The sequence below is a fragment of the Streptomyces echinoruber genome (assembly GCF_014651135.1).
Lineage (GTDB): Bacteria > Actinomycetota > Actinomycetes > Streptomycetales > Streptomycetaceae > Streptomyces > Streptomyces echinoruber.
This window is the reverse complement of the sequence record NZ_BMWH01000005.1, coordinates 132669-157046: the sequence shown is the minus strand read 5'-3', so window position 1 is coordinate 157046 and position 24378 is coordinate 132669. Positions and strand designations below refer to the sequence as shown.

The 24378-nt window shown below is 75.6% G+C and carries 22 protein-coding genes and 1 pseudogene; 12 read left to right on the top strand and 11 right to left on the bottom strand.

What is annotated here, in order from left to right:
• Positions 1-35: 35 nt before the first annotated feature.
• Positions 36-1334 carry a helix-turn-helix domain-containing protein gene (locus tag IE225_RS09680; RefSeq protein WP_190056979.1) on the top strand — a complete coding sequence of 433 codons (1299 nt, stop codon included), beginning with the start codon at positions 36-38 and terminating at the stop codon, positions 1332-1334.
• Positions 1335-1428: 94 nt separating this feature from the next.
• Here the strand turns inward: IE225_RS09680 and IE225_RS09675 are convergent, their stop codons facing one another.
• The 4 genes and pseudogenes from IE225_RS09675 to IE225_RS09665 all read right to left on the bottom strand — a co-directional run bounded on the left by IE225_RS09675 (position 1429) and on the right by IE225_RS09665 (position 3328).
• Positions 1429-1737, bottom strand: coding sequence for a hypothetical protein (locus IE225_RS09675; protein WP_190057135.1), 309 nt, complete (start codon positions 1735-1737; stop codon positions 1429-1431).
• Positions 1734-1919 carry a LysR substrate-binding domain-containing protein gene (locus IE225_RS33000; RefSeq protein ID WP_229879360.1) on the bottom strand — a complete coding sequence of 62 codons (186 nt, stop codon included), beginning with the start codon at positions 1917-1919 and terminating at the stop codon, positions 1734-1736. Before IE225_RS33000 ends, IE225_RS09675 begins: the two co-directional genes overlap by 4 nt.
• Before the next feature lie 212 nt (positions 1920-2131).
• Positions 2132-2257, bottom strand: a pseudogene (locus IE225_RS32995) (helix-turn-helix domain-containing protein); the annotation flags it as partial.
• A 366-nt stretch (positions 2258-2623) separates the two neighbouring features.
• On the bottom strand, positions 2624-3328 hold the full coding sequence (locus IE225_RS09665; protein ID WP_190056978.1) for a type 1 glutamine amidotransferase domain-containing protein: 705 nt from the start codon (positions 3326-3328) through the stop codon (positions 2624-2626).
• Positions 3329-3611: 283 nt separating this feature from the next.
• On the opposite strand from IE225_RS09665, the gene IE225_RS09660 reads away from it, so the two are divergent.
• Positions 3612-6035 (top strand): SpoIIE family protein phosphatase, encoded by a 2424-nt coding sequence (locus tag IE225_RS09660; RefSeq protein ID WP_308432470.1) that lies wholly within the window; start codon positions 3612-3614, stop codon positions 6033-6035.
• A 145-nt stretch (positions 6036-6180) separates the two neighbouring features.
• On the opposite strand, the gene IE225_RS09655 is transcribed toward IE225_RS09660, so the two are convergent.
• From IE225_RS09655 to IE225_RS09645, 3 genes are all read right to left on the bottom strand, one after another.
• Positions 6181-6573: a GvpU-like protein gene (locus tag IE225_RS09655; protein WP_190056977.1), complete on the bottom strand. Its 393-nt coding sequence runs from the start codon at positions 6571-6573 to the stop codon at positions 6181-6183.
• A 138-nt stretch (positions 6574-6711) separates the two neighbouring features.
• Positions 6712-7173 carry an SPW repeat protein gene (locus tag IE225_RS09650; protein ID WP_190057114.1) on the bottom strand — a complete coding sequence of 154 codons (462 nt, stop codon included), beginning with the start codon at positions 7171-7173 and terminating at the stop codon, positions 6712-6714.
• Between the two features lie 457 nt (positions 7174-7630).
• Positions 7631-7783 (bottom strand): hypothetical protein, encoded by a 153-nt coding sequence (locus IE225_RS09645; protein WP_190056976.1) that lies wholly within the window; start codon positions 7781-7783, stop codon positions 7631-7633.
• Between the two features lie 367 nt (positions 7784-8150).
• Between IE225_RS09645 and crcB (IE225_RS09640) the strand changes: the two genes are divergently transcribed.
• The 10 genes from crcB (IE225_RS09640) to IE225_RS09595 all read left to right on the top strand — a co-directional run bounded on the left by crcB (IE225_RS09640) (position 8151) and on the right by IE225_RS09595 (position 17773).
• Positions 8151-8636, top strand: a complete 486-nt coding sequence (gene crcB, locus IE225_RS09640; RefSeq protein WP_190056975.1) for a fluoride efflux transporter CrcB — start codon at positions 8151-8153, stop codon at positions 8634-8636.
• Positions 8633-8995: a DUF190 domain-containing protein gene (locus tag IE225_RS09635; RefSeq protein ID WP_190056974.1), complete on the top strand. Its 363-nt coding sequence runs from the start codon at positions 8633-8635 to the stop codon at positions 8993-8995. The genes crcB (IE225_RS09640) and IE225_RS09635 overlap by 4 nt, the downstream gene beginning before the upstream one ends.
• Complete coding sequence (gene crcB / locus IE225_RS09630) at positions 8992-9366, top strand: fluoride efflux transporter CrcB (RefSeq protein WP_190056973.1); 375 nt, start codon at positions 8992-8994, stop codon at positions 9364-9366. Before IE225_RS09635 ends, crcB (IE225_RS09630) begins: the two co-directional genes overlap by 4 nt.
• 186 nt (positions 9367-9552) lie before the next feature.
• Positions 9553-10722 carry a cysteine desulfurase family protein gene (locus IE225_RS09625; protein ID WP_190056972.1) on the top strand — a complete coding sequence of 390 codons (1170 nt, stop codon included), beginning with the start codon at positions 9553-9555 and terminating at the stop codon, positions 10720-10722.
• A 345-nt stretch (positions 10723-11067) separates the two neighbouring features.
• Entirely contained in the window at positions 11068-11358 is a 291-nt protein-coding gene (locus IE225_RS09620) for a DUF6059 family protein (RefSeq protein ID WP_190056971.1), read from the top strand.
• A gap of 156 nt (positions 11359-11514) precedes the next feature.
• Positions 11515-13794, top strand: coding sequence for a hypothetical protein (locus tag IE225_RS09615; RefSeq protein WP_190056970.1), 2280 nt, complete (start codon positions 11515-11517; stop codon positions 13792-13794).
• On the top strand, positions 13788-15656 hold the full coding sequence (locus IE225_RS09610) for an acyl-CoA dehydrogenase family protein (protein WP_190056969.1): 1869 nt from the start codon (positions 13788-13790) through the stop codon (positions 15654-15656). Before IE225_RS09615 ends, IE225_RS09610 begins: the two co-directional genes overlap by 7 nt.
• Before the next feature lie 91 nt (positions 15657-15747).
• On the top strand, positions 15748-16176 hold the full coding sequence (locus IE225_RS09605) for an acyl carrier protein (RefSeq protein ID WP_190056968.1): 429 nt from the start codon (positions 15748-15750) through the stop codon (positions 16174-16176).
• Positions 16173-17060, top strand: coding sequence for a 4'-phosphopantetheinyl transferase family protein (locus IE225_RS09600; protein WP_229879358.1), 888 nt, complete (start codon positions 16173-16175; stop codon positions 17058-17060). The genes IE225_RS09605 and IE225_RS09600 overlap by 4 nt, the downstream gene beginning before the upstream one ends.
• 104 nt (positions 17061-17164) lie before the next feature.
• Positions 17165-17773 (top strand): response regulator transcription factor, encoded by a 609-nt coding sequence (locus IE225_RS09595; protein WP_190056967.1) that lies wholly within the window; start codon positions 17165-17167, stop codon positions 17771-17773.
• A 360-nt stretch (positions 17774-18133) separates the two neighbouring features.
• Here the strand turns inward: IE225_RS09595 and IE225_RS09590 are convergent, their stop codons facing one another.
• From IE225_RS09590 to IE225_RS09575, 4 genes are all read right to left on the bottom strand, one after another.
• On the bottom strand, positions 18134-19180 hold the full coding sequence (locus IE225_RS09590; RefSeq protein WP_190056966.1) for a sensor histidine kinase: 1047 nt from the start codon (positions 19178-19180) through the stop codon (positions 18134-18136).
• 324 nt (positions 19181-19504) lie between these two features.
• Positions 19505-21184 (bottom strand): SagB/ThcOx family dehydrogenase, encoded by a 1680-nt coding sequence (locus IE225_RS09585; RefSeq protein WP_190056965.1) that lies wholly within the window; start codon positions 21182-21184, stop codon positions 19505-19507.
• A 154-nt stretch (positions 21185-21338) separates the two neighbouring features.
• On the bottom strand, positions 21339-23621 hold the full coding sequence (locus IE225_RS09580; RefSeq protein WP_190056964.1) for a TOMM precursor leader peptide-binding protein: 2283 nt from the start codon (positions 23619-23621) through the stop codon (positions 21339-21341).
• Positions 23618-23929 carry a hypothetical protein gene (locus IE225_RS09575; protein WP_190056963.1) on the bottom strand — a complete coding sequence of 104 codons (312 nt, stop codon included), beginning with the start codon at positions 23927-23929 and terminating at the stop codon, positions 23618-23620. Before IE225_RS09575 ends, IE225_RS09580 begins: the two co-directional genes overlap by 4 nt.
• Positions 23930-24378: the final 449 nt, after the last annotated feature.

Below are 24378 nucleotides of genomic sequence, written 5' to 3'. Positions count from 1 at the left end.
AGGGCCCCGCACCTTGACCCGCGTGGGAGGGCCTGATGCTCACCGCCGAGTTAGGTATCTGGTCCTCGCGCGAGGCACGGGACCTGGTCGAGCAGCGCGCCCCAGGCGGCCTGGTCCGTCTGGGGCGGCGTCACCGGGGTTGGCGGCAGGCCGACCTCGGCCGCCGGATCGGGTGTTCGCCATCCACCGTGTCACGGCTGGAAGGCAGCAGGCGAGTCACGGACATGGACCTGCTTCGGGCCGCTGCCGATGCGGTTGGCGTTCCGTCACCTCTTCTGGCTGCGGCCTGCGGGTTCACCTCCTCAGCTCCGCGCACCGCCACTAGAGTGGCGCCGGACGCTTCGCGTGACGCCGAGGAGGACCCGATGCGCCGCCGTACTCTGCTCGCCGCTGCGGGGACGGCCGTGCCCGCTTCTCTGCTCCTGGCCGTCGATGACGCGCTCGCCGGCACCCCTGCTCCCTCGGGAAACGCCGCACGGCCTGATGCCCGGCTCGCCCGCGCCCGCCGCATGTTCGACGCCGGGCAGCACACGGCCTTGCTCCGTGACCTTCCCGGTCTCCTCGGCGACGCCCACGACGCGGCACGATCCCGTACCGACCTCGATCACGCCCGCCTCTCCGCCTGCTACACCCTGGCCACTCAGATTCTGGTGAAGATCGGCCGGTACGACCGCGCCCGGATCACCGCTGACCGCGCCACCACCTACGCCTCCCTGTCCGGGTCGCCGTTGGCCGGCGCCGCGGCCGCGCGCGAACTGGCCATCGTCCTCCGCCATCAGGACCAAGCCGCCGCCGCCCAACGCCTCGTCCTGGACGCCGCCGCTGACGTGGAGGCGACCGGGCTACGCACCGACGCACAGGCCGCGGCGTACGCGCAGATGCTCTGCACCACGTCGTACACCGCGGCCCGATCCGGTGACCGCGGCCAGGCGCTGGCCATGATCGAGGAAGCCCGGCGAGCGGCCCGCCGACTGCCGGCCATGCCACCCGACAGTCGCCTGTTCCGTATCTCACCGGCCGCCGTCGACCTCTACGCGGTCGGCGTGCATTGGGCCCTGGGCGACGCCGGCGCCGCGCTGGAGGCCGGACGCGGGCTGCGTGCCGACCTGTTCCCCACAGCCGAGCGGAAGAGCCGGATGCACACGGACCTCGCCCGCGCGTGGTGGCAGTGGGGGAAACCGGAGCAGACCGCCCAGGAACTCCTCGCCGCGATGCGCGTGAGCCCCGGGGAGGTCCGCGACCGTCCAGCGATCCGAGAGATGGTCGACTCGCTTCGCTCACGCCACCCGCACGCGGCAGGTGTCCGGGAACTGGCTCTCGCGGTCGGTTCCTGACCCGGTTGCCGATCTCAGAGGGCGGTGCGTGACGTGGTGCCCGTTTCGGGCTTTTGGGTAGGGCTGTCGGGCTGGTCGTGGACTGACCAGCCGGCTACGACTGCGGCTTGGTGAACAAGCCCTGCTCGGGCTCGATCAGGATTCCTCGTTCGGCCGGCCGCTTGAGCTTGAGCCGGACGTTGTTGACGTTGCTGGGTGCGATCTCCAGGTCCATCGCCTCGCAGACCGCCCGCGCCCGCAGCGGGGCGTCGGCAGCGGCGAACACCGCCATGATCTGCTGGTAGGCCGGCTGGTCCGGCAGCTTCACGGGCGGCGCTGTCGGCGAGGCCGGCCCGGGCAGCGCCAGCAGCGTCTTGCGGGTGAGGCGCACCTCTTCGGCGACGACGCGGGCGGGGACCCTCACAGGCCGTCCCACGTCCGTGCCGCGTCCTGGAGGCGGTCGCGCAGGACGGTGACCGCCGGATGGGCGGGGGCCCCGCGCCGCGTGGCGAGGTACAGCGTGTTGAGCGGGGCCACTTCGGGCCGGTGCAGCTGCACCACGTCCCCGGCGTCCAGCGCCGGGGCGGCGATGTAGCGCGGCAGCACGGAGATCCCGGCGCCGGCAGCACCCGCAGGCTCATCACGTCGGCCGCCCCGCCGATCCGCACGGTGCCCCGCAGCGTCGGCTGCGCGTCGGCGGACTCCAGCGAGCCGCGCAACTCGTCCACGTGCAGCCCGACCCGCGAGGCCAGCGCCGCCGCCCGCTGGGTGGGCGTCACCCCCCGGCGCGTGCGCACGAACAGCGGCTCGCCGATGTGCTCCTCCAGCCGCGCGAGCTGCCCGCTCACCGCGGGCTGCGTCATCCCCAGCCGGTGCGCGGTCGCGGACAGCGAACCGGTCCGGTAGATCTCCAGGAAGGTCGACAGCAGATCAAGACTGGGCACGGCACCGCACTTCTCGACGTCTTCGGGGCTTCGGGGCTTCGGGTCTTCGGGAGCGGTCGGGGTCCGGGGTTGTTCGGGGTCTGGGGGCGTTCGGGATCTGGAGGCGTTCGAGGTCTGGGAGCGTTCGAGGTCTGGGAGCGTTCGAGGTCTGGGGGCGTTCGAGGTCTGGGGTCGTTCGGGGTCGTTCGGGGCCTTGGGGTGCTGCGGAGGAGGAGAGCGTACCCGCGGCCCGTACGTTCCTACGTCCGCCCGGTCCGCCTGTCCGCCCGGTCCGCCCGTCCGCCCGTACGTCCGTCTGCCCGTACGTCCCTCCGTACGCCGCCCGGGTCCCGCGGACGGAGGGTGCGGGACCCGGGCGGCGGGGGCTCACCGTTCGGCCGGCGCCTTCAGCACCGCCTCCGCGGTCGCGGTGCTGGACTGGGGGTTCTGGCCGGTGATCAGGTTCCCGTCGCGCACCACGGTGCTGCTCCACGCGGCGCCGGGCCGCAGCACGGCCCCGCGCTCCCGCAGCCGGCTCTCCAGGAAGTACGGCGTGCGGTCGCCGAGCCCGCCCTGCCGCTCCTCCTCGTCGGTGAAGGAGGTCAGGGCGCGCCCGGCGAACGCGAAGCCGCCGTCCGGCCCGTGCGCGCTCAGCAGCCCGGCCACGCCGTGGCACAGCGCGGCCACGATCCGGCCCTGCGCGTCGGCCTCGGTGAGCAGCCGCCCCAGGTCGGCGTCCTGCGCGAGGTCGGCCAGGGGCGCGTGGCCGCCGGGGAGGTGGATCGCGTCGTAGGCCGACGCCCGCACGCCGCTCAGCGGGAGCGGGGCGGCCGGCTCGTCCGCGATCTCCTCCAGGTGGGCGCGGAACTCCCGGGCGTCGGCCTCGGACACCCCGCCCCGCTCGTCCAGGCTGAGCGCGTCGACCGTCGGCCGGACGCCCCCGGGCGTGGCGAGGTCCACGTGCGCGCCGGCCGCGCGCAGCACCTTCAGGGTGGCGACGACCTCCTCCGCCCAGAAGCCGGTGGGGTGGGTGGACCCGTCGGCCAGCCGGAGACGGTCGGCCCCGGACAGGACCATCACCATCCTCGACATCGGATGCTCTGCTCTCTCGTGTGGGTCGGGCCCGCGGGCGCGGTGCGCCGGCGGGCACCGCGGACGGCGGCCGCGGCGTCCGGCACAACACGGGGATTCCCGTCCGTCTTTCGATCCGCCGGTGTCCTGCCATAAGAAACGTTATGGCCGAAGTGGTGACGCCTCCTGTCGAGACACACGCGCATGGGTGTGGCAACGTAGTGGCCAGGAACCTCCTGTGGATGGGACCGGCAGCATGGGCCTGCGGGACGGCGCATACGGGTACGAGTGCGGGGGTGACCCCTTGGGGATCACCGCTGCCGCCGTGGTGCTCGTGGACGGGAACGGCCTGATCCAGTACTGGAGCCGGCAGGCGCAGCACCTCCTCGGCCACGCGCCCGCCGACGTGGTGGGCCGGCCCGTGACGTCGCTCCTGACGAGCGCGGACGACCTGGCGGCGGTGCAGTCCGGCGGCCTGGCGCAGCGCGTCGGGAACGGCTGGGAGGGCGTGGTCGTCGCCTGCCACCGGGCCGGTCACCGGGTCGAACTCGCCGTGCGTGTCTGCCCGTTGGACACCGACCGGGACGTCGGATGGCTGGCCGCGGCCTGCGGGGTCGACGCCGCGCGCGCGTGGGAGCTGGACCGGGCGGTCCTGCGGGGCCTGCTGGAGGAGTCGCCGGTCGGGATCGCCGTCCTGGACACCGAACTGCGGTGGCAGTGGGTCAACCGCGTGCTGGCCGACATGGAGGGCCTGCCCGTGGGCGTGCAGGAGGACGCCGCCACCGGTCCGGTGACGCCGCCGGCGCAGGCGCCGGTGCCGTCGGTGGTGGACTGGCAGGCCCGGCAGGTGCTGATGTCCGGGCGGGTCCCGCTCGCCTTCGAGCAGGTGCCGTCCGCGCCGGACGAGACCGGCCCGCACCACGAGGCCCACCTGCGGCTCCGCTCCTCCTTCCCGCTGCGCAACCCCGAGGGCAAGACGCTGGGCGTGTGCCACACCGCCGTCGACTTCACCGGCCAGGACCGGGCCCGTGAACGGCTCGCCCTGGTCAACGAGGCCGGCCAGCGCATCGGCACCACCCTGGACCTGAAGCGCACGGTGCAGGAACTCGCCGAGGTGCTGGTGCCGCAGGTCGCCGACTTCGTCGCGATCGACCTTTTGGACCGGGTCCTGTCGGTGTACGAGCTCACGGCCGGGCCGGGGGACCGCGGCACGCTGGTGCGGGTGGCCCACCGGTCCGCCCACCAGGACCTGCCGGAGGTGATCGTGCCGCTCGGGCACCCCGCCGACTACCCGGCCCGCTCCCCGCAGCGGCGCTGCCTGGCCACCGGCCGCCCGGTCCACGACCCCGTCCTCGACACGTCCACCGCGTGGCTGGCCGAGGACCCGGCCCGCTACGGCAAATTCCTGGAGATCGGCATCCACTCCCACCTCACCGCGCCCCTGCGGGCCCGCGGCGTGACCATGGGCGTCGTCACCCTGCTGCGCTGGGCCAACCCCAACCCCTTCGACGAGGACGAGCTGCTCCTCGTCGAGGAGCTGGTGGCGCGCGCGGCCATGTGCGTGGACAACGCCCGGCGCTTCGCCCGCGAGCACCACGCGGCGCTCGCCCTGCAGACCAGCCTGCTGCCCCCCAACCTGCCGGACCACATCGCCGTCGACGTCGCCTACCGCTACCTCCCGGCCGACGCCGAGGCCGGCGTCGGCGGCGACTGGTTCGACGTGATCCCCCTGTCGGGCGCCCGGGTCGCCCTCGTCGTCGGCGACGTCTTCGGCCACGGCATCCACGCCGCGGCGAGCATGGGCCGGCTGCGCGCGGCCGTCCAGACCCTGGCCGACCTCGACCTGCCGCCCGACGAACTGCTCGCCCGGCTCGACGACCTCGTCCTGCGCCTCGCGGACGAGGCCGAGGCCTCCACCGAGGGCCCGCTCGTGGTCGGCGCGACCTGCGTGTACGGCATCTACGACCCGATCTCGCGCAAGTTCTGCGTCGCCCGGGCCGGCCATCCCAGCCCCGCCATCGCGCACCTGCGCGAGCCCGTCGAGTTCCCCGACATCCCGGCCGGCCCGCCGCTCGGCCTGGGCGGCCTGCCCTTCGAGTCCACCGAGATCGAGGTGGAGGACGGCAGCGTCCTCGCCTTCTACACCGACGGCCTGGTCGAGGCCTCCGACCGGGACGTCGACGTCGGCTTCGAACGCCTCTGCTTCGCGCTCGCCCACCCGGACCGCCCGCTGGACGAGATCTGCAACACCATGGTGCGCACGCTGCTGCCGGACCGCCCGCAGGACGACGTCGCGTTCCTCGTCGCCCGCGCCCACGCCCTCAGCCCGGACCGCGTCGCCTCCTGGGAGATCCCCGCCGACCCCGCCGCGGTGCAGCAGGCCCGCCGCGACACGGCCCGGCAACTGGCCGCCTGGGGCCTGGACGACGCCGCCTTCACCACCGAACTCATCGTCAGCGAACTGGTCACCAACGCCATCAACCACGCCTACGGCCCCATCCACCTCCGCCTGATCCACGAACGCGCGCTGATCTGCGAGGTGTCCGACGCCAGCAACACCTCCCCGCACCTGCGCCGCGCCCGCAGCACCGACGAGGGCGGCCGCGGCCTGTTCCTGGTGGCCCAGGTCGCCCAGCGCTGGGGCACGCGGTACACGGACACGGGCAAGACGATCTGGGCGGAGCAGCAACTGCCGTCCGCGCGGGGCACGGAGTCACTCGGTCACTGAGGCCAGGGGGCGCTGAGCCAGGGAGTGGCTGAGCCAGGGGGGCGCTGAGCCGGTGAGCCACCGAGTCATTGAGCCAGTGGGCCAGTGGGCCGCCGGGTGCGCCGGTCGCCGGGTGCGCCGGGCCGCCGCCCCGGCCGGCCGGTGCTCACTGGTCCGAGTAGCCGATGTCCCCGACGGTCCAGGCGCTGACGTCCTTCAGCGCGACCCGGTACATCCCGCCGGTGTCGGGGATGCCGAAGCTGCCCTGCAGGATGCGCGCGAGATGGAAGTGCAGGTGGGTGGGCGGATCGCCGCGCCGGTCCCCGCCGCCGTCCGCGGGCCGCGCGGACTCCTTCTGGGGACGGAACACGTCGGCGAAGGGCGCGAGGTGCGTGGAGTCCGCCAACACCTCCGCCACCCGCTCCTTCCACAGGGCCTCCGGGGCCAGCCGTCCCGTGATGACGGCCCCGGGGACCACCACCGTGAGGGACATCCGGCTGCTTCCCTCCGCCTCCACCATCGCGGCGATGCCGAGGAGCAGGTCATCAGGGTGCGACATGGGTCAGCAGCCTACTGCAGAGGCCGCCGTTCCAGCAGGAGCCCGGCGCGCCCCGCCACCGGCCGGGCCGCACCCGCAGCGCGAGGCCGGCGCCCTCGGGGCGCCGGCGGGGGTCGGATTGTGAGGTCGGATCGCAGGTCAGCGGTTCGGCATGTACGACGCCGACCTGTCTCCCCGGGCGCCCGACGACTCCGCCGCCCGGGCGGCCGCGCTGGCGGCGAGGGCGAGGAGGAGGGCGATCGCGCCGGTGATGACGTTGTTGACGATGGTCTTGGTCGTGCTGACGTCACCGGCCACCACCCACGGCGCGATGATCGTCCACACTCCCAGGGCGCAGGATCCCCACGCCATGCTGTGGGTGCGGTCGTAGGCCCGGCCGAATCCCCCGCTCATCAGCATGGCGTAGGCGAGGCCGGTGAGGAGGTTGTTGACGGCCAGCGTGGACATGGCGTTGAAGCCGGTGATCCACGGGGACGCGGCCAGGTAGATGCCGGTGAGGAAGGCCAGCGTCCCGAGGGCCTGCCCCTGCGGGGTGCTCGTGGCACGCTCGGCCATCTCGTGGCGCAGGCGCATGTCGATGATGTCCGGGTGCGTCTCCATGGACGGCCTGGGAGAAGTTGCCATTTCCCTCACCTCGAGAACGAGTGATGGTCCCTCAGGACGCCGGGTACCCATTCAGCGCATCGAAACCGGGTTTCCACCGGTCGTACGCCCGGGATGCGAGGACCGGCGAACACCAGCGAGCACCAGCGAGCACCAGCAAGCACCGGCGAGCACCGGCGAGCACCGGCGAGCACCGGTCGGGGCGTTTCCCGCCAGGACTCCGGACATGACGTCGCCGCGTCCCGGCCGGCGCCGGGGGCTCCGGTCGGCGCCAGGGGCTCCGGTCGGCCCGGATCGCGCCCCGGTTCGCCGCACCCCCGGCGGAGCCGGAGGACGACCACCTTCCGCCGGGCAGCTTCCGGCACCGCGTCCGCCGGGGGACGTCCTCCGGCGGACGTCCCCCGGCGGGTGCGGAGCCGTCGCCGTACCCGCCGACGGCGGGCGCGGAGTCGCTTCAGGGCCGGGCTCCCACGGTGACGCCCGCCAGGGCGGCGGCCGTCGCGACCCTGCGCAGGGTGGTGCGCCGGTGTCCGTCCCAGCCGCCGTGTGCCGCCCCGGTGCCGCTGGACGCGCCGGTCACCCCCACCACACGGTCCCGCACACGCATGACGCGATCTCCTCACCTGTCCACCTGTCCACCTGTCCCGAGCGGGCGGCCGGTCCTTCCGGCGGAGTGCCGAGTACCCGGAACCGGGAGGGGCAGGCGGAACCGGGCGTCCGGCGACCGGAGCAGGGCTCGCGGCCGGGGACGGCGGGCCGCCCCGTCGATCACGTCCCGCGCGCCCGGCGGGGCAGGGCGGGGCGGCGTTACTCTGGTGTCGGCCGCGGTCGGTGAGCGCGGCGCGGCGGTGGGGCTCGCCGTACCCGAACCGCGGCACCGGTGCCGCCGACAGTCCCTCCTTGCGATGGTGCGTGCCCGCCGCCGTGCGGGCCCCGGCGAGCAGAGGGCGTGGCGAGTAGGAGGACGTGCGTCCATGTCGGCCCCGAATCCCGAGGTGGTGGACGAGCCCGCGGAGCCCGGCGTCGATCCGCGCGGGCCCGCTCGGCGGTGGCGGTCCTGGCGGGCGCAGGGGCCGGTCGTGGCGGTGGTGGCGCTCGGCGGGGCGGCCGGGGCGTCGGCCCGGTACGCGGCGTCGCAGGTGTGGCCGGTCGCGGCGGGCGGCTTCCCGTGGACGACGCTGTGGGTCAACGCCGTCGGCTGCGCGGTCATCGGCGTGTTCATGGTGCTGGTCACCGACGTGTGGGCGGCGCACCGGCTGGTGCGGCCGTTCTTCGGGACCGGGGTCCTGGGCGGCTTCACGACGTTCTCCACGTACGCCGTGGACGTCCACAGGCTGGTGGACGGCGGTCGTTCCCGGACCGGGCTCGGGTATCTCGCCGCGACGCCGTGCGCGGCGCTGGCGGCGGTGTGGCTCGCGGCGACGGTGACGCGCCGCCTGGTGGCGTGGAGGCGGCGGTGACACGGCTGACGGGCAGGGCCCTGCGGGCGACGATCTTCATCGGGGAGCACGACACCTGGCACCACAGGCCGCTGTACAGCGAGATCGTGCACCGTGCGCACCGGGCCGGGCTGGCCGGCGCGTCGGTGTTCCGCGGCGTGGAGGGCTTCGGCGCCTCCTCGCTGATCCACACCTCGCGGATCCTGTCGCTGAGCGAGGACCTGCCGGTGGCGGTCGTCCTCGTGGACACCGAGGAGCGGGTGCGGGGCTTCCTGCCGGAGCTGGACGAGCTGGTGGCGGAAGGGCTGGTGGTCCTCGACGACTGCGAGGTCGTCCGGTACGCGGGCAGGGAGCGGGGCAAGGGGAGGGGGAAGGCGTGAACTGGCTGCTCGTCGCCGTCGGGGCCATGGTCGGCGCTCCGCTGCGGTACCTGACCGACCGGGCGGTGCAGAAGCGGCACGACACGGTGTTCCCGTGGGGCACGTTCACCGTGAACGTGGCCGGCAGCCTGATCCTGGGCCTGCTGTCGGGCGCCGCCGCGGCCGGGGCCGCCTCCCCCCACGTGCAACTGCTGCTGGGCACGGGGCTGTGCGGGGCGCTGACGACGTACTCGACGTTCTCCTACGAGACCCTCCGCCTGGCCGAGAACGGCGCGAAGTTCTTCGCCGCCGCCAATGTCGTGGCCAGTGTGGTGGCGGGGCTGGGCGCGGCCTTCGCCGGCGCCGCCCTCGCCGAGGCCCTGTGGGCGTGAGGGGGCCGGCCGTCCTGGGGGCGTGAGGGGGGCGGCCGTCCCGCGGGCGTGAGGGGGCCGGCCGTCCTGTGGGGGTGAGGGGGCCGACCGTCCCGCGGGCGTGAGGGGGCGGCCGTCCTGCGGGGGTGCGGGCGCCGCCCGGCCGCGGCGGCCGGCCGAGCTGCCCGTGAAGACGGAGAATGCCGCGTGACCTCCTCCACGCACCCCGGTCTCGACGGCGGGCCGGTCTACCTCGACCACAACGCCACCACCCCGGTCGATCCCCGGGTGGTGGAGGCGATGCTGCCGTACCTGACGGACCGGTTCGGCAATCCCTCCAGCGCCCACGCCTACTCCACCGGGCCCCGGGCCGCCCTGGCCCGCGCGCGCCGGCAGGTGGCCGGGCTCATCGGTGCGCGGGCCGGGGAGATCGTGTTCGCCGGCTCCGGCTCGGAGGCCGACAACCTCGCCGTGCGCGGCGCCGTCCTGGCCGCCGGAGCGGACCGCCCGCACGTGGTCACGCAGGTCACCGAGCACCCGGCGGTCCTGGAGACCTGCCGGGCGCTGCAGCGGTGGCACGGCGTCGAGGTGACCTGCCTGCCGGTCGACGGCGACGGTCTCGTCGACCCCGCGGCCCTGGCCGCCGCGCTCACCGAACGCACCGTCCTGGTGTCGGTCATGGCCGCCAACAACGAGACCGGCGCCCTGCAGCCGGTCGCCGACCTCGCGCGCACCGCCCGCGCCCGCGGGGCGCTGTTCCACTGCGACGCCGCGCAGGCCGCCGGCAAGATCCCGCTGGACGTGGACGAGCTGGGCGTGGACCTGCTGACCGTCGTCGGGCACAAGATGTACGCGCCCAAGGGCGTCGCCGCCCTGTACGTGCGCGAGGGCGTCGCCCTCGAACCCCTCGTGCACGGGGGAGGGCAGGAGCGAGGGCTGCGGGCCGGCACCGAGAACGTCGCCCTCGCCGTCGCCCTGGGCACGGCCGCCGAACTCGCCGCCCGGGAACTGGCCGCCGGCGGCCACGACCGCGTCCGGGAACTGCGCGACCGCCTCCACACGCGGCTGACCGAGGCGCTGCCGGGCCGCGTCCACCTCAACGGCCCCGCCGAGCACCGCCTGCCCAACACCCTCAACGTCAGCATCGACGGCACCCTCGGGCCCGAACTCCTGGCCGCCGTGCCCGAGGTGGCCGCCGCCACCGGCTCGGCCTGCCACAGCGGCGACCCCGCGCCCTCGCCGGTGCTGCGGGCCATGGGCCTGGACGACGCCCGGGCACGATCGGCCCTCCGGCTCTCCCTGGGCCGCTGGACCACCCCGGCGGACGTCGACACGGCGGCCCGCCTCCTGACCGCCGCCGCTGCCGGCACCGCGTGACCGCGGCCTTCCCGCCGCTTTCCGGCTTCCCGCCGCTCTCCGGCACTCCGTGACCGCGTCCGGCAACGGGACCGGCGGAACCACGGCACCGGCGCCCTCCTGTGGCGCCCGTGTTCCCACGGCACTGCTACGGCTGCGGTACTCAGGCCGGCCCTCGGCCCCGGGCCTGTTCCGGGGCCCATCGCCGGTGACGGGCCGGCTGGTCGGCCGCGGGGAGCCGGGGACGGGAGGCGAGGCGGGGCGAGGCGGGCGGGCGGGGCTCGTGGGTTTCTGGAGGAGGGCTTGAGGTGGGGGCGGGAGGGTGGGGGAGTCGGGTGTGGTCGCCGGGAGAGGGGAGGCGGCGGTGTGAGGAACGTGTGGGTCGGGGTCGGCCGGGTGGTGGTGAAGGTGCTGACCATGCCGGGGCTTCAGGCGTTGGGGGTCTGGTTCGGGGCGTGCGTGCCCTGGCCGATGGCGTACGGGGCCTGGGACGAGCCGGTGCGGTGGGTGCCCGGGGCGCCGGACGGCGTTGCCCGGCTCCTGGAGCCGCCGCCCCTGCATCCCGAGCGGGTGCGTGACGATCTGCCGTTGACGGAACTGGAGTTGAGGATCGCCCGGGAGCTCGGCGCGGTGCGCCCCCGGTGGCCCGCGCACTAGGTGCGCTGCTCCGCGGTGATCGGTGATCAGGGATCAGTGGTCAGTGGTCGGTGATCGGTGATCGGTGATCCACGGAGGTTCGAGAGGTGTTCCAGACCGGAGACGGAGACTCGGCCTCCTGGACGGTGGGACGACGGAGGGACGCGGAGGGCCGGGGTGGCGGAGCGGATCGGGACGGAGCGGGTGCCCCCGGGCGACGCGGATCCGCCGGGTGACGCGGATCCGCCGGGCCCGGCGGAGTTGTCCGCGGCCTGCGTGCCGGCCGAGTTCGGAGGCGCGCTGCACGACTACGGGCGGCTCCACCGGCTCCTGCGCTCGTGCGCCCGCCGTGATCCCGCGGCGGCCGCCGCCCAGGCCGGCACCTTTCTGGCGCTGGCGCCGGTGTGGGTGTCCGGGGACGCCGCCACCGCGCGCCGGGTCGCCGGGCCCGTGGCCGCGGGCGCCCGTGCGTCCTTCGGGCTGACCCGGGCCGAAGTCGTCGGTCCGGCCGGCGGGTTGAGCGCCTACCCGACCCGGAACGGTTACCGGGTCGACGGGAAGGAGCGGCTGGCCGGGGCCGTGGCGGACCCGCGGTTCGTGTCCGTGCTCGCCCGGACCTCGCCGGTGCCCGGCCCGCGTGCCTATTCACTGCTCCTGTTCGAGACGCGGGACCTGCGGGACCTGTCCGCGGCTGCCGACCGGCCGGCAGCGGCCGCTGCCGCGGCGGCGGCCGGGGAGGACGCCGGGCAAGCGGCCGGGGAAGACGCCGGGCAGACGGTCGGGGAGGACGCCGGGCAGACGGTCGTGCGGGACTTCGGGCAGAGGGCCGGTCAGGGGCCTCGGCAGGGAACGGGTCAGGGGGCTGGGCAGGGGGCCGGCCAAGAGTTCGGGCAGGGGGTCGGCCGGGGAGTTGTGCGGGAGTCCGTGCGGAAGGCGGACGGTGCCGTGCCCGGTGTCGTCGCCTTCCGTGGCGCCCGGGTGCGTTCGGACGCCGTCGTGGGGCGGGAAGGCGCCGGCATCGAGATGCTCCTGAAGGCCGACCAGGTGGCGTGGACCGTCCTCTCGGCGGTCCCGCTCGGGGACGCCGAGCGTGCCCTGCGCGCCGCGTTGCGCCGTACGGCAGCCCCCGCGGACGGGCCGCCGGGCGACCGGTCCGCGGGCGGCTCCGTGCCGTCCTGGCGGATGCGGGAGCTGACGGAGTCGTACGCCGATGTGCTGCTGGGCGAGGTCCTCGCCGTCGTCGGGGTGCGGGCCGTTCACCTGCTGACCAGCGAGATGAGCGTGACCTCCGCCGTCGTGGGCCTGCTGGTGCCCGCGCTGGCCGCCGGGGTGCTGGACCGGCTGCGGCGGGACCGGCCCGAGCGCGGGCCGGGGCCCGCCGGCGGACGTGCCGGTGACCGTCCGGGCCGGCCGCGGGCCGACCGCGCCGGCCCCGCCGAGGCACCGGCGGACGCCCATCCGACGAGCGCCCACCCGACGAGCGCCCACCCGGTGGATGCCCCCTCGGCGGAAGCCTCCTCGGCGGACGTCCGCCCACCGGACGCTCGCCCGGCGTCGTACGCCTCCGCGTCGGATGCCTTCGCGTCGGACGCCCTCGCCGATACGGCCCTGTGCCCGGCCCTGCTGGTGGCGCAGTTCCGGCCGTTGGCGCGGGACTACCTCTTCCCGTCCGGGCACCGGCCCCGGCTGGCCCGTCTGTTCGCGCTCGGCCGGCCGGTGCCGCCGCTGGACCCGGACCGGCTCGCCCTGCTGTCCCGGTACGGCAGCGCCGTCCTCGGCACGTTGCCGGAGTCCGTGGCGCGGCTGAGGGAACTCGCCCGTGAGATGAGCGCGTTGAGCGGTGTCGCCGCGCTGGCCGGCCGGCTGCTGACGGAGGCCGAGGCGCTGCACCGCCGGATGGCCGTCGCTCCCGCGACGGCCGGCCGGACCCCGCCCGGCAGCCTGGCCGACGCGCGGGCGTACGCGCTGTGCTTCGCGGGGGCGGCCTGCCTCGGCGTGTGGCTGGGCAACGGGGCCGGTGGCGCCCTCCCGGCGGACCGCGACCCGGCCCCCGACCATGCCCCCGGCCACGTCTCCGGCTGCGCCCCCGACCATGCCCTCGGCCACGTTTCCGGCCGCGCCCCCGGCCACGCCCCCGGCCGCGCCCCCGACCATGCCCTCGGCTACCTCTCCGGCCGCGCCCCCGACCATGCCCTCGGCCACGTCTCCGGCCACGCTCCCGGCCACGCCTCCGACCACGCTCCCGGTCGCGCCGCCGAAGCGCTCTGGCGTGACGGGCTGTGGCTGGAGGCATGTCTCGCCCGTGTGCTGGCCCACCTCGGCGTGCGTCGGCCCCGGGCGGCCGACGACGTGCTGTTCGACCGGCTGGCCGAGCTGCTGATCACGCAGTACGAGGAGGGGAGCGACCTCTTCTCGGTGCTGCCCCGTCCCACCGCCCAGGAGCCGTCGTCATGCTGATCCCGACCGGGCAGCCGGTGCCCGCGCCCCGCGCCGCGGCGGGGGACGGCGGGGCCGACGCCGCCGAGGGCGCCGTGCGGGAGCGGGTCGCCGAGGTGGAACGGCTCCTCGGGGATCCCGCGGACGACGCCAACCCGTTCGGCCGCCGGGCGCTGCTCGACGCCGACGCGCGGGGCCGGCCGCTGCCCGGAGCCGATGTCCTGGCAACCGGATGGGGGCTCGGGGCCGAGGTCGTCCCCGTGTCGCTGGGCGGGCGGCTGGAGCGGACGGACCGGCTGGTGCGCGTCCTGCGGGCGCTGTTCCGGCGTTCGGCGTCGCTCGGCGTCGGCCACGGCGTGGGCCCGCTGCTCGCGACCCTGCCCGTCTGGGCGGCCGGGACCGTGCGGCAGCGCCGGTGGGCCTCCGATCTCCTCCTCGGCGGCGGCACGCTCGCCGTGGCACCGTACGAACTGGCGTACGGCGACTGCTTCACGCGCGGCGAGTGCACGGCGGTGCCCGGGCGGGACGGCATCCCGCGGGATGGCACCCTGCGGGACGGCATACCGCGGGACGGCATACCGCGGGGCGGCATCCTGCTGGACGGCCGTAGACCCGCGGTGGTCGGCGCCGCACGCGCCGACGGTCTGGTCGTCTTCGCCCGGACCCGTCCGGGGGAGGGGGCGCGCAGCCACAGCGTGCTGCTCGTCGAGGCCGCGTCCCTGCCGGGCGGCCGCCTGGTGCGCCGGCCGGCCCGCCGCCTCCTCGGCCTGCGCGCCTGCGAGGTCGGGGAGGTGGAGTTCCGCACCTGCCGGCTGCCCGCCGGGACGCTGCTGGGGCAGGTCGGCGACGGCGCCGAACTCGCCCTGCGCTCCCACCGGTTCGCCTGCGCCACCGTGCCGGGCATGGTGCTGGGCGGGGGCGACACGGCACTGCGTACGGCCGTGTGGCACGCCGGACGGCAGGCGCCGGGCGGCGCTGCGGGAGCGCTCTCCCCGCGGCAACGCGCCGTGCTGGCCCGGGTCTTCGTGAACCTGCTGGTGTGCGACTGCCTGTCCCGGGTCGCGGGCCGCGCGCTGCACCTGCTGCCGGAGTCGTCCGGCGTCGCCGCCGCCGTGACCGGGTACGTCGTGCCCCGGCTGCTGCGCGAGAGCGTCCACGACCTGTCCGCCGTCCTCGGCGCCCGCTTCCACTGCGACGAGGGCCCGTACGGGGTCTTCCGCGTGTTCCTGCGCGATCTGCCGCTGACGGGGGTGGGCCATGTCGGCGGTGCGGCCTGCCAGTCGGCGCTCGTGCCGCAGTTGCCGGAGTTGGCGCGCCGCTCGTGGCTGCGGGACGGCACCCCGCCGTGGGAACTGTTCGCCGCCGGCGGCGCGTTGCCGCCGCTGGACGTCGGCCGGCCGGTGCTGCGGGCGGCCGGGGACCCGCTGGCCGCGACGCTGGTCGGGATCGGGCGGTCGCTCGGCGCGGACGGTGGCCGGCGGGGCGGTCCGCGGACCGAACTCCGCCTGCTGCGCGAGCTGGTCGGCGGGCTGACCGGTGAACTGCGGCGGCTGCGGGCGGAGTTGTGCGAGGTGCCCGCCGACGACACCGCCGCGCCGGCGAACCCGCGGGTGCAGGCCCTCGCCGACCGCTACGCACTGGTCGCGGCGGGCGCCGCCTGCCTCGGCGTCTGGTACCACCACCGCGACGCGGCCGGCTCCTTCCTCGCCGAACCCGCGTGGCTGGTCGAGGCGCTGCTGGGGCTCGGCCACCGGCTGGGCCTGCCGCTGCCCGGGCGCGAGGCGCCGACCGCGGAGCGGGTCGTGCGAGAGATCCTCGACCGGTACCACAGCGCCCGCAGCTACGACTTGTACGGGGACCGCCTGTACGCGGACCGCCTGTGACCCGGGGGCGGACCGCCCGTGACCCGGGGACGGGCGGCCGGGCCCCGACGGGCCCCGACGGGCGGCCGGACACGAGCGGCAGGAGGGCGCGGTGGACGACGTGGACGACGTGGATGACGTGGGTGGCATCGAGGGCACGGGGTGGCAGGAGCGGCGGGTGCGCGAGTGGCTGGCCGGGAGACTCGCGGCGCGCCTGGGCCTGATCGCCGAGGACGCGGGCGCCGACCCGGATACGTCCTTCAAACCGCATGGCATCGGCCCGGACACGTCCTTCGCATCGCACGGAGTCGGCCCGGACGCGTCCTTCCAACCGCACGGCATCGGCCCGGACACGTCCTTCGAGCAGTGCGGTCTCGACGCGGTCGGCGCGCTCGCGCTCGCCGTCGACGCCGAGAGCGCCTGCGGGGTGCTGCTGGAGCCGACCGCGGCGTGGGACCATCCGACCGTGGGGTCCCTCGCCCGCCACTTGGCCCAGGAGATGGAGCGCTCCCGGGCGGCCCACGAGGCGCCGGCGCGGTGAGCGGGCGGCGACGGGGCCCGGGCGCGGCGGTCGGCCCGCCCCTTCGGCTGCACGGTCCGCCCCTCCGGCCGCACGGCCCGGCCGGACCGTGGCGGCGCGTCCGGCGCGCGCTGCGCGAGCGGGGCACCGTCCTGGTGTACGGGCTGCTCGACGACTGGGTTCCGCGCGAGCCGTACTCCGCCGGGCTGCGGCGGCTGCTCGGCGGGGACTGGGGCCGCTACGAGGCGATGGCCGTGGCGGCGGTGCGGAACCGGTTCGCCGCCTCGCGCCGGCTGATCAAGCACGTCGCCGGGTACGCCCTCCAGGCCCCGCCGGAGGACGTGGAACTGGCGTACCGGCCGGGCGGGCGGCCCTATCTGCGCGGCTGCGACCACCTCGACATCAGCCTGAGCCACACCGGGGACCTGCTGCTCCTCGGGGTCACCCGGCGCGGCGGGATCGGCGTGGACGCCGAGCCGGCGGACCGGCGGACGCTGCTGTCCGGGGCGGAGCGGCGCCTGTGGACGCCGTACGAGATCGAGGCGCTGGCCGGGGTCGGCGAGGCGGACCGGCCGCGGCAACTGGTGCGGCTGTGGACCCTCAAGGAGGCCTACAGCAAGGCCATCGGGCAGGGCATGCGGTTCCGGTTCAACGACTTCGGCTTCCCGCTGGACGGCGTGCCGCCCCGGGTGCTGACGCCGCACGGGCGGGCGGGCACCGGGGACGAGTGGAGCTTCGGCAGCGCGCGGGTCGAAAACCGGTACGTTGTCAGCTGGGCGCTGCACGACACCGGCGGGCGCGGCGCGGGCGCGGCGGCTGCCGCGGCCCGGCTGGATTGGGGGCTGGTGGAGGCGCTGACCTCCTGCGATGTCCGCCGGTCCCAGCCAGGGATGATCGGTTCCTGACATGGCCATCCCAGCGTCATAGGATCGCGCGCGGGCGGTGTCCGAAAACTTCGCGACACTTCTCGCCTGCTGCGGTCGACAAGCGGGACGGACCAGGGGGAGCGATGGGCATCAGGGTCTTGCTGGCCGAGGACATGCACATGGTCAGAGGGGCGCTGGTGGCGCTCCTGAACCTCGAGGACGACATCGAGGTCGTCGCCGAGGTGTCCGACGGCGACCAGATCGTGCCCCAGGCCCTCGCCTGCACGCCGGACGTGGCGGTCATCGACATCGACCTGCCGGGGACGGACGGGCTGACCGCGGCGGCCCACCTGCGGAAGGTGCTGCCGGAGTGCAAGGCGATGATCCTCACCAGCCTCGGGCGGCCGGGCACCTTCCGCCGCGCGGTGTCGGCCGGGGTGCGCGCCTTCGTCCTGAAGGACGCGCCGCCGCAGCAACTCGCCCAGGCGATACGCCGCGTGCAGCGGGGCGAGCGCGTGGTGGACCCGGAACTCGCCATGGCCGCCTGGGACAGTGGCGACAACCCGCTCACCGACCGCGAGACCGAGGTGCTGCGGCTCGCGGCGGACGGCGCCGAGGCCGCCGAGATCGCCCGGCAGCTCTTCCTGTCCGTCGGCACCGTCCGCAACTACCTGACGTCGTCCGTCGTCAAGCTCGGCGCCCGCAACCGCCTCGACGCCGTCCGCATCGCCCGCGAGGCCGGCTGGGTCTGAGCCCGGTCCGAGCCCGGTCCGAGCCCGGTCCGAGCCCGGTCCGAGCACGCCGGACCGCCTCCGGGGCCGGGACCGCCGCGCGGAAGACGGGAGACGCCCGCCCGGCGGACCTCGGCGGGGACGGAGGTGCCCGCCCGGCGGACCTCGGCGGAGGCGGAGGTGCCTGCCCAGCGGACCTCGGCGGGTGCGGGAAGCGCCCGCCCGGCGGACGGCCCGCCCGGCGGACGGCCCGCCCGGCGTACGGGCGGCCCGGCGTACGGGCGGCCCGGCGTACGGGCGGCCCGGCGTACGGGCGGCCCGGCGTACGGGCGGCCCGGCGTACGGGCGGCGCGGCGGACCGGTCGGCCCGGTGAGGCGGCGTCAGCCCGTCGGGGCCGTCTCCGCCACCAGCCGGAAGCCGCCGTCCGGGGTCGGGCCGGCCGTGAAGCGGCCGCCGACGGCGGCCATGCGCGCCGCGAGGCTGTCCAGCCCGCAGCCGCCCGGTGCGCCGGAGCACCCCTCGGGCCGCGGCCGCACGCCGTCGTTGTCCATCCGCAGCCGGACCACCCCGTTCCCCTGCGTGACCTCGATCCGGCACCGGGTCGCCCTGCTGTGCCGCACCACGTTGGTGACGCCCTCGCGCACGACCGTGGCGAGCGCGGTGTCGGCCTCGCAGGCCAACCGGTCGTAGTCGACCTTCACATGGGCCTCGACCCCCGCGGCGGACAGCACGGACCGGGCCGAGGAGAGCTCGTTGAGCAGGGACAGCGACCGGTAGCTGCGGGCCACTTCCCGTACGTCGGCCAGCGCCTGACGGGCCGTCGCCACGATGCTCTGCAGTTCCTCGCGGGCCCGTTCGGGCTCCGGCCCCACCAACTGGTGGGCCAGCTCGCCCTTGAGCGTGATCGCCGACAGGCTGTAGCCCAGCAGGTCGTGCAGGTCGCGGGCGAAGCGCAGCCGTTCCTTGGTGATGGCGATGCGGGCGAAGTCCTCCCGTGCCTCGTGCACGGCGATGGCGAGGGTGGCCAGCCGGATCAGGCTGTAGACGATGATGCCGGTGAGCAGCGTCGAGACGGTCATGTACGGCACCGCGACGGTGGCGAACCCCGAATTGACGCCGGTGGACACCCCGATGAGCAGCACGATCAGCCCGAAGGCGGGCACCGCCTGGTGCAGGGGCAGGACGAGCAGCGCCGACGCGCCGACGAAGCCGCCCATGCCGCCCCAGGCCCAGCCGAGCAGCAGGCAGGGCACCACCACGAGCACGACCTGCCCCAGCAGGATCCAGCGCCCGTACCGGTCGCGGAAGCGCTGGTAGCGCGGCAGCGTCTGGACGATCTGGAGCACGATGGTCAGCGGCAGCACCGTCACGCACAGCGCGAGGCGGACCGGAGTGATCCCCTGGTCGAGGATGTCGACGATCTGCATGGCGAAAAACCCCGCCATGACCGTGAAGACGACGGCCAGCGCGAAGCGCGGAGGCGGGGCGTGGGTACCGAGCGCCGCGAGTCCCGGTCCGTCCTCCGCCTCCGTGTGGTCCGCCGCCTTCGTATCGGACCTTCCGCCGGCTTTGCGTACGGATGTCCGAGGGTGGCCGGTCCGCATCTGCATCAGGCATCGCCCCCGTCACATTGCCCTGCAAGGGGTGATGATAGAGCGAACTCCTGGGAAGGGAGTGTGATCGTTCCGTAAACAAGGCGGCGCTCCGCGGCGACCGGTGTTTGGCCGAAAGTGGCCCCCAGGCAAGACAGTTCAGGTGGGCCGGCCGGCGTGGTCGGCCCCGTCCGGCAGGGAGCCGATGGTGAACTCCCCCACCGCGGACTCCTCGCGCCAGTCGAGCCCGAACGCCCGGGCGGACTGGTCCGTGTCGCCCGTGCCGATCGCGCAGCCGGCCAGTCCCAGCGCCGTCGTGAGCAGGTAGAGCGTCTGCTGCACCACGCCGACGTGCTTGAGCGTGAGCGCGTACGCCAGCCCGCTGTACTTCCACGACACCCGGGCGAACCGCGCGGTCATCGTCAGCAGGACGTCCGGGAGGGCGGCCATCCCGGCGCCGGTCTGGGCCTCCGTGAGCACGCCGCGGCGCAGCGCGTCCGAGGTGGGCAGGCGCACCAGGCAGTGTTCCGCCGGGGCGTAGTAGTAGACGCCGGGCTCCAGGCCCTCGCAGCGGTGCACGCTCAGGTAGAACTCCAGCTCGTAGCAGGCTCCGCCGCTCGGGTAGGGGCGGTTCGCGCGGGCCGGGGTACGCCCGTCGGGCGTTCCCGTGTCGGGCGTTCCCGTGTCGGGCGTCCCCGCGCGGGGCGTTCCCGTGTCGGGCGTTCCCGTGTGGGGTGTCCCCGCGTGCGGGTCCGGCGCGGCGCGCACCCGCAGGCCCCGGTGCAGCAGTTCGCCGAGCTGGCCCAGGGTCGGCGGGCGACTGCCGTGCTCCCGGACCGACGCCCGCCGTTCCAGGACCTCGGTCAGGGTCGGCTCACGCGTCCCGCCCGCGCCCGCGACCGCGACCGGCTCGGGCAGGGCGATCCGCGGGCCCGCGGGGAGCGGCTTGACCGCCGGTGGCGCGTCCTGCAGGCCGCTCATGGGGTAAGTGGCGCCGAAGACACCGTCGTTGCGGCCCGGGCGGCTGCGCCAGTGGAACGTCAGGTCGTGGTGCGACCAGGGCCGCAGCACCGGGTCGTCGTCCTCGGCGAACCGGAGTTCCCCCGCCCCGGGCGAACCCGCCCCGAGCGAGCTCGCACCGCCCGGACCCGCATCGCCCGGACCCACCCCTGGCGAGCCCGCCCTGCCCGGCCCCGCACCGCCCGGCTCCGCCCCGCCCGACGCCGACAGCACCATGCCGGTCGCCACCAGGTACGACAGCACGGTGAACGCCGCCGGTTCGGACACCGGCAGCCGTGCCACGGCCGCCCGCGGCGTCGTCGGAGCGCCGAGGGAGGCGATCAGCCAGCCCGCCTCGGGCCGGGTGAGGACCACGCGGAACGACGACAGCGGCGACTCCAGCACCCAGCCGTCGCCGTCCGTGCGCAGCGTCGCGAAGCGGGACAGCCGCAGCGGTACGTCGGCCGGCACCGGGACGGGCCGCAGCGAGGCGTCGGCGGTGGTCGGCACCACCGACAGCAGCGGACTGTGGCCGTCCGGGGCGCCGACCGAGCGCACCACGAGTCCGCCCAGCCGCTGCAGGGCCACCAGCAGCCCGACCCGGCAGGCCAGGTCGTCGGTGCCCGGCACGTTCTCCAGGCGGGCCGGCCCGAGCTCCATGCGGCGCAGCGCCTGCCGCAGCACGGGCGCCGGCCGGGGGATGCGCACCGTGCCCCAGCGCGAGCCCAGCAGGACGCACGTGTCCTCCTCCTGGAGGTGGACGTCGTCGCGCAGGGACCACAGTTCGCCTTCGGCGACGTCCGGTGCGAGGAGGGGAACGGCGGGGGTGTCAGAGGCCACGGCGGGTCGGTCCTGGTGCTCGGTCGGGCGGGGCGGGACGGAGACGGGGGTCGGCGGGACGGAGGAGAGGGGCGGTGGGACGGAGGAGAGGGTCGGCGGGACGGACACGGGAGTTGAGGGGACGGAGGCGGGGGTCGGCGGGACGGACACGGGATCAGACGAACAGCGGTACGGGGTTGAGGTCCTCGTACGCCCTGGGCTCGGCGAGCCTGCCGAGGGCGACCGGGACGTCGTACAGCCGTCCCGGTGCCAGGCGCGGCCAGAAGTGGCGCAGCCCGGGGACGATCACCCGCACCACGGGCAGCCCCAGGTCGGGCCTGGTCTGGTCGAGGACCAGCACCTCCATGCCGCGTTCCTCCAGCCGCCGGCGCAGTTCGCCGACGTCGTCGAGCAGGTCGTCGGTGGGGCGGTGGGCGTAGTGGGCGGGGGTGCGCGGCGCCTGGGCCGGGTCGGGGTCGAGGTAGGGCAGGGACGCCCGGGTCGCGGTGCGCCACCAGTGCAGCGCCACCGGGTCGGAACAGGCGTACCCGGTGCCGTCGGGGCGCGTGTCGAGCACCGCGGGCAGGAGCTGGTTCATCTCCGACAGCGCACGGCACAGGGCGACGGCCGGGTCGAGATGGGCGCCGAAGCCGAACACGATGTCCTCGGCCGGCCGGTCGGTGCGCCGCGACAGCGCCGCCATCACCGGCACGCCGAGGTCCGCGGTGAGGTCCAGCACCCAGACCTCGCGGCCGAGTTCGCCGTGCACGTCCCGCACCCGCTCGGTCCAGGGGTCCGCGAACGCGGCCGTGTCCACCGCGGGTTGACGGGTGCGGTTGTACCACCACAGGGCCACGGCGTCGCGCTCGACCAGCTCCAGCAGCCCTTGCAGGACCGCGTCCTCCACAGTGCCGCCGGCCGCGCAGCCGTTGGAGTCGGCGCGCACCATGCGGCGGGCGCCGGGTTCGGGGACGTCGTAGTAGAGGAGGGCGCTGGGCAGCAGGACGTGCCGCTGCCCGGTGAGCGACCACACGGGTGTCCAGCTCATCTCGGCGTCCTGGTCGAACGGTTCGGGCACCACGTGGAAGGGGTGGCCGCCGGCGTTCCACGTCGCGCGCTCGCGGAACTGCCGCTCGTGCCAGAGCTGGACGCGGCCGGGAGCCAGGGCGCGGTCGCCGAGCGAGCGCAGCGTGCCGCGCACCCGCCGCTCGTCGCCCTGCCAGGTGCCGCTGACGCGTTCCAGCCCCTCGCACAGGGCGCCGACCCGGGCCTGGAGCCGGGTGCGGCCCTTGCCCGCGCTCTCCTGGCGCAGCGAGGAACGCAGGTCGGCCACGCGGCGCGGACCCAGCGCGAGGTTGTGGCCGGCCCGGTAGACGTGGAGCAGTTCGGGGCCGCGCCCGTCGCGGCGGATCTCCTTGATCGCGCCGGTCACCGGGCTCACCAGGTGGGCGTAGCGCCGCCACACCTCGCGGGCCGGCAGCGCGCGGTGCCCGCCGCCCGAACGCACCGCCTTCGGGCGGGAGACCAGGACCACCGGCTCCGCCGCGCGCCGGCCGGTCAGCGAACCGTCCCCGCACTGCGGGCACTGCGGGCGCCGGGTCAGAGGGTGGGTACGGCTCGCCAGGGTCAGCGTGTCGAAGGTGACCACGCCGTCCTGCGCCGCGTGCCGGTGGCCGGCCAGCCACTTGGCGCACTCCAGCGCGGCCAGGTCGAGGCCCAGCCGGACGGTGGCGGGAAGCGCCGCGCGCGGCGGCAGCACCGACGCGTCGCCCAACGCCCGGCACACCGGGAACTGGGCGGCCCGGTGGGCCCGCACCCGGTGCGCCAGGCAGTGCCAGCAGGCGCCGTCGCCGGGCCGGAAGACCGGGCCGATCCAGACGGTGGTGCCGTACGGCTTGGCCAGCAGCCAGGGCCGGGCGTCGGCGCGCCGCCGCCGGTCCAGGTCGCTCAGCCGGGGATCCAGGTAGTCCTCGCACACCACCAGGTCCAGCCCGGCGTCGGCGCGGTCGTCCACGACGGTGAGGCCCGCGCTGTGGCAGGAGGAGCGCACGGCGGCGGTGTCCGTCTCGCCGAGGGCGACGATCCGCACGCGCAAGGGCGTGGCCGTCGCCCGGCGCCGCACGTCGCCGCCGGCGCTCTCCCAGTACGCCTCGGCCGCGGGATCGGCGGCCGGGGCGTCGCCGGGGAGGCGGTGGTCGAGCAGCCCCGAGCGGGTCAACTGACCGATCAGACTGCCCACTTGGGCGGGCGGCACGCGGGGCGCGGTCTCGCGCAGCAGGGCGGGCAGGTCGCGGGTGCCGTCGAGCAGGGGAGCCAGGGCCGCCATCTCCGCTCCCGGCAGGGCCGTCACCCCGTGCTCCGAGACCAGGTAGACGGCGTCCCCCGGGACGATCTGCGGCCGCAGATGGCGTTTGAAGCCGATGAGTGCCGAGCCGTCGTTCCCTTCCGCGGTGGTCATGCGGTCAGCGCCTCCGGCAGGGCGCGGGAGCAGTGGGGGGCCGGCCGGTCGGCGGCGGGCAGGGGGTCGATGAGGCTGAGGCAGAAGCCGGCGGCCGGGGCCACCGCGGGCAGGGTGTCGAAGCGGGCCACGACGACGTCCAGGTCGGCGCCGTCGGGCAGGGCGGGGACCGGGGCGCCGGGCGCGAGGTCGATGCCGGCCTCGGCGAGCACGCGGTGGGGGTCGGCGAGGTAGCGCTCCCTGAGGTCGGCCTCGATCCAGGTGCGGGCGACGAGTTCGGCGAAGCGCCAGTCGTGGTCAAGTGACATGCCTTCTCCTCCTGAGGACACGAACCCGCTTGTGGCGGGCCGTTCGACCGTTCGACGGGGACGGACTCGAAAAACCCCGCCAGGAGTAAACGCGGCGGCGCCCGGGCGGAACCAGTGCCGGCCTCACCTTCCGCATATGAGGGATTCACGTCCGGCACGGGACGGGCGCACGCCTCGCGCGGTGAGCCGGGCAGGGGCCGGGCCGGGACGGCGTACGCGGCCGGACGGTGAGTGGTGCACGGGAGCGGCGGTGAACCGCGCACGGGGCCGGCGGTGAGCGGTGCACGGTGCTGTCGGTGATTCGCGCATGGCGCACGCGGTGAGCCGCGCACGGAACACGCGGTGATCCGCGCACGGCGCCGGCCGTGAACGACCCACGGTGCGGCGGTGATATTCGCACTGCCGCCGTCTCCCCCGGTGCGCAAAGGTGTCAACACCTTGTTGATGCG

Coding starts and splice junctions, on each gene's coding strand:
- IE225_RS09645 (WP_190056976.1), bottom strand. CDS start 7,783: ATGCGTGTGCGGGACCGTGTGGTGGGGGTGACCGGCGCGTCCAGCGGC.
- IE225_RS09655 (WP_190056977.1), bottom strand. CDS start 6,573: ATGTCGCACCCTGATGACCTGCTCCTCGGCATCGCCGCGATGGTGGAG.
- IE225_RS09595 (WP_190056967.1), top strand. CDS start 17,165: ATGGGCATCAGGGTCTTGCTGGCCGAGGACATGCACATGGTCAGAGGG.
- crcB (WP_190056975.1), top strand. CDS start 8,151: ATGTCGGCCCCGAATCCCGAGGTGGTGGACGAGCCCGCGGAGCCCGGC.
- IE225_RS09590 (WP_190056966.1), bottom strand. CDS start 19,180: ATGCAGATCGTCGACATCCTCGACCAGGGGATCACTCCGGTCCGCCTC.
- IE225_RS09610 (WP_190056969.1), top strand. CDS start 13,788: ATGCTGATCCCGACCGGGCAGCCGGTGCCCGCGCCCCGCGCCGCGGCG.
- IE225_RS09650 (WP_190057114.1), bottom strand. CDS start 7,173: ATGGAGACGCACCCGGACATCATCGACATGCGCCTGCGCCACGAGATG.
- IE225_RS09680 (WP_190056979.1), top strand. CDS start 36: ATGCTCACCGCCGAGTTAGGTATCTGGTCCTCGCGCGAGGCACGGGAC.
- IE225_RS09665 (WP_190056978.1), bottom strand. CDS start 3,328: ATGTCGAGGATGGTGATGGTCCTGTCCGGGGCCGACCGTCTCCGGCTG.
- IE225_RS09580 (WP_190056964.1), bottom strand. CDS start 23,621: ATGACCACCGCGGAAGGGAACGACGGCTCGGCACTCATCGGCTTCAAA.
- IE225_RS09575 (WP_190056963.1), bottom strand. CDS start 23,929: ATGTCACTTGACCACGACTGGCGCTTCGCCGAACTCGTCGCCCGCACC.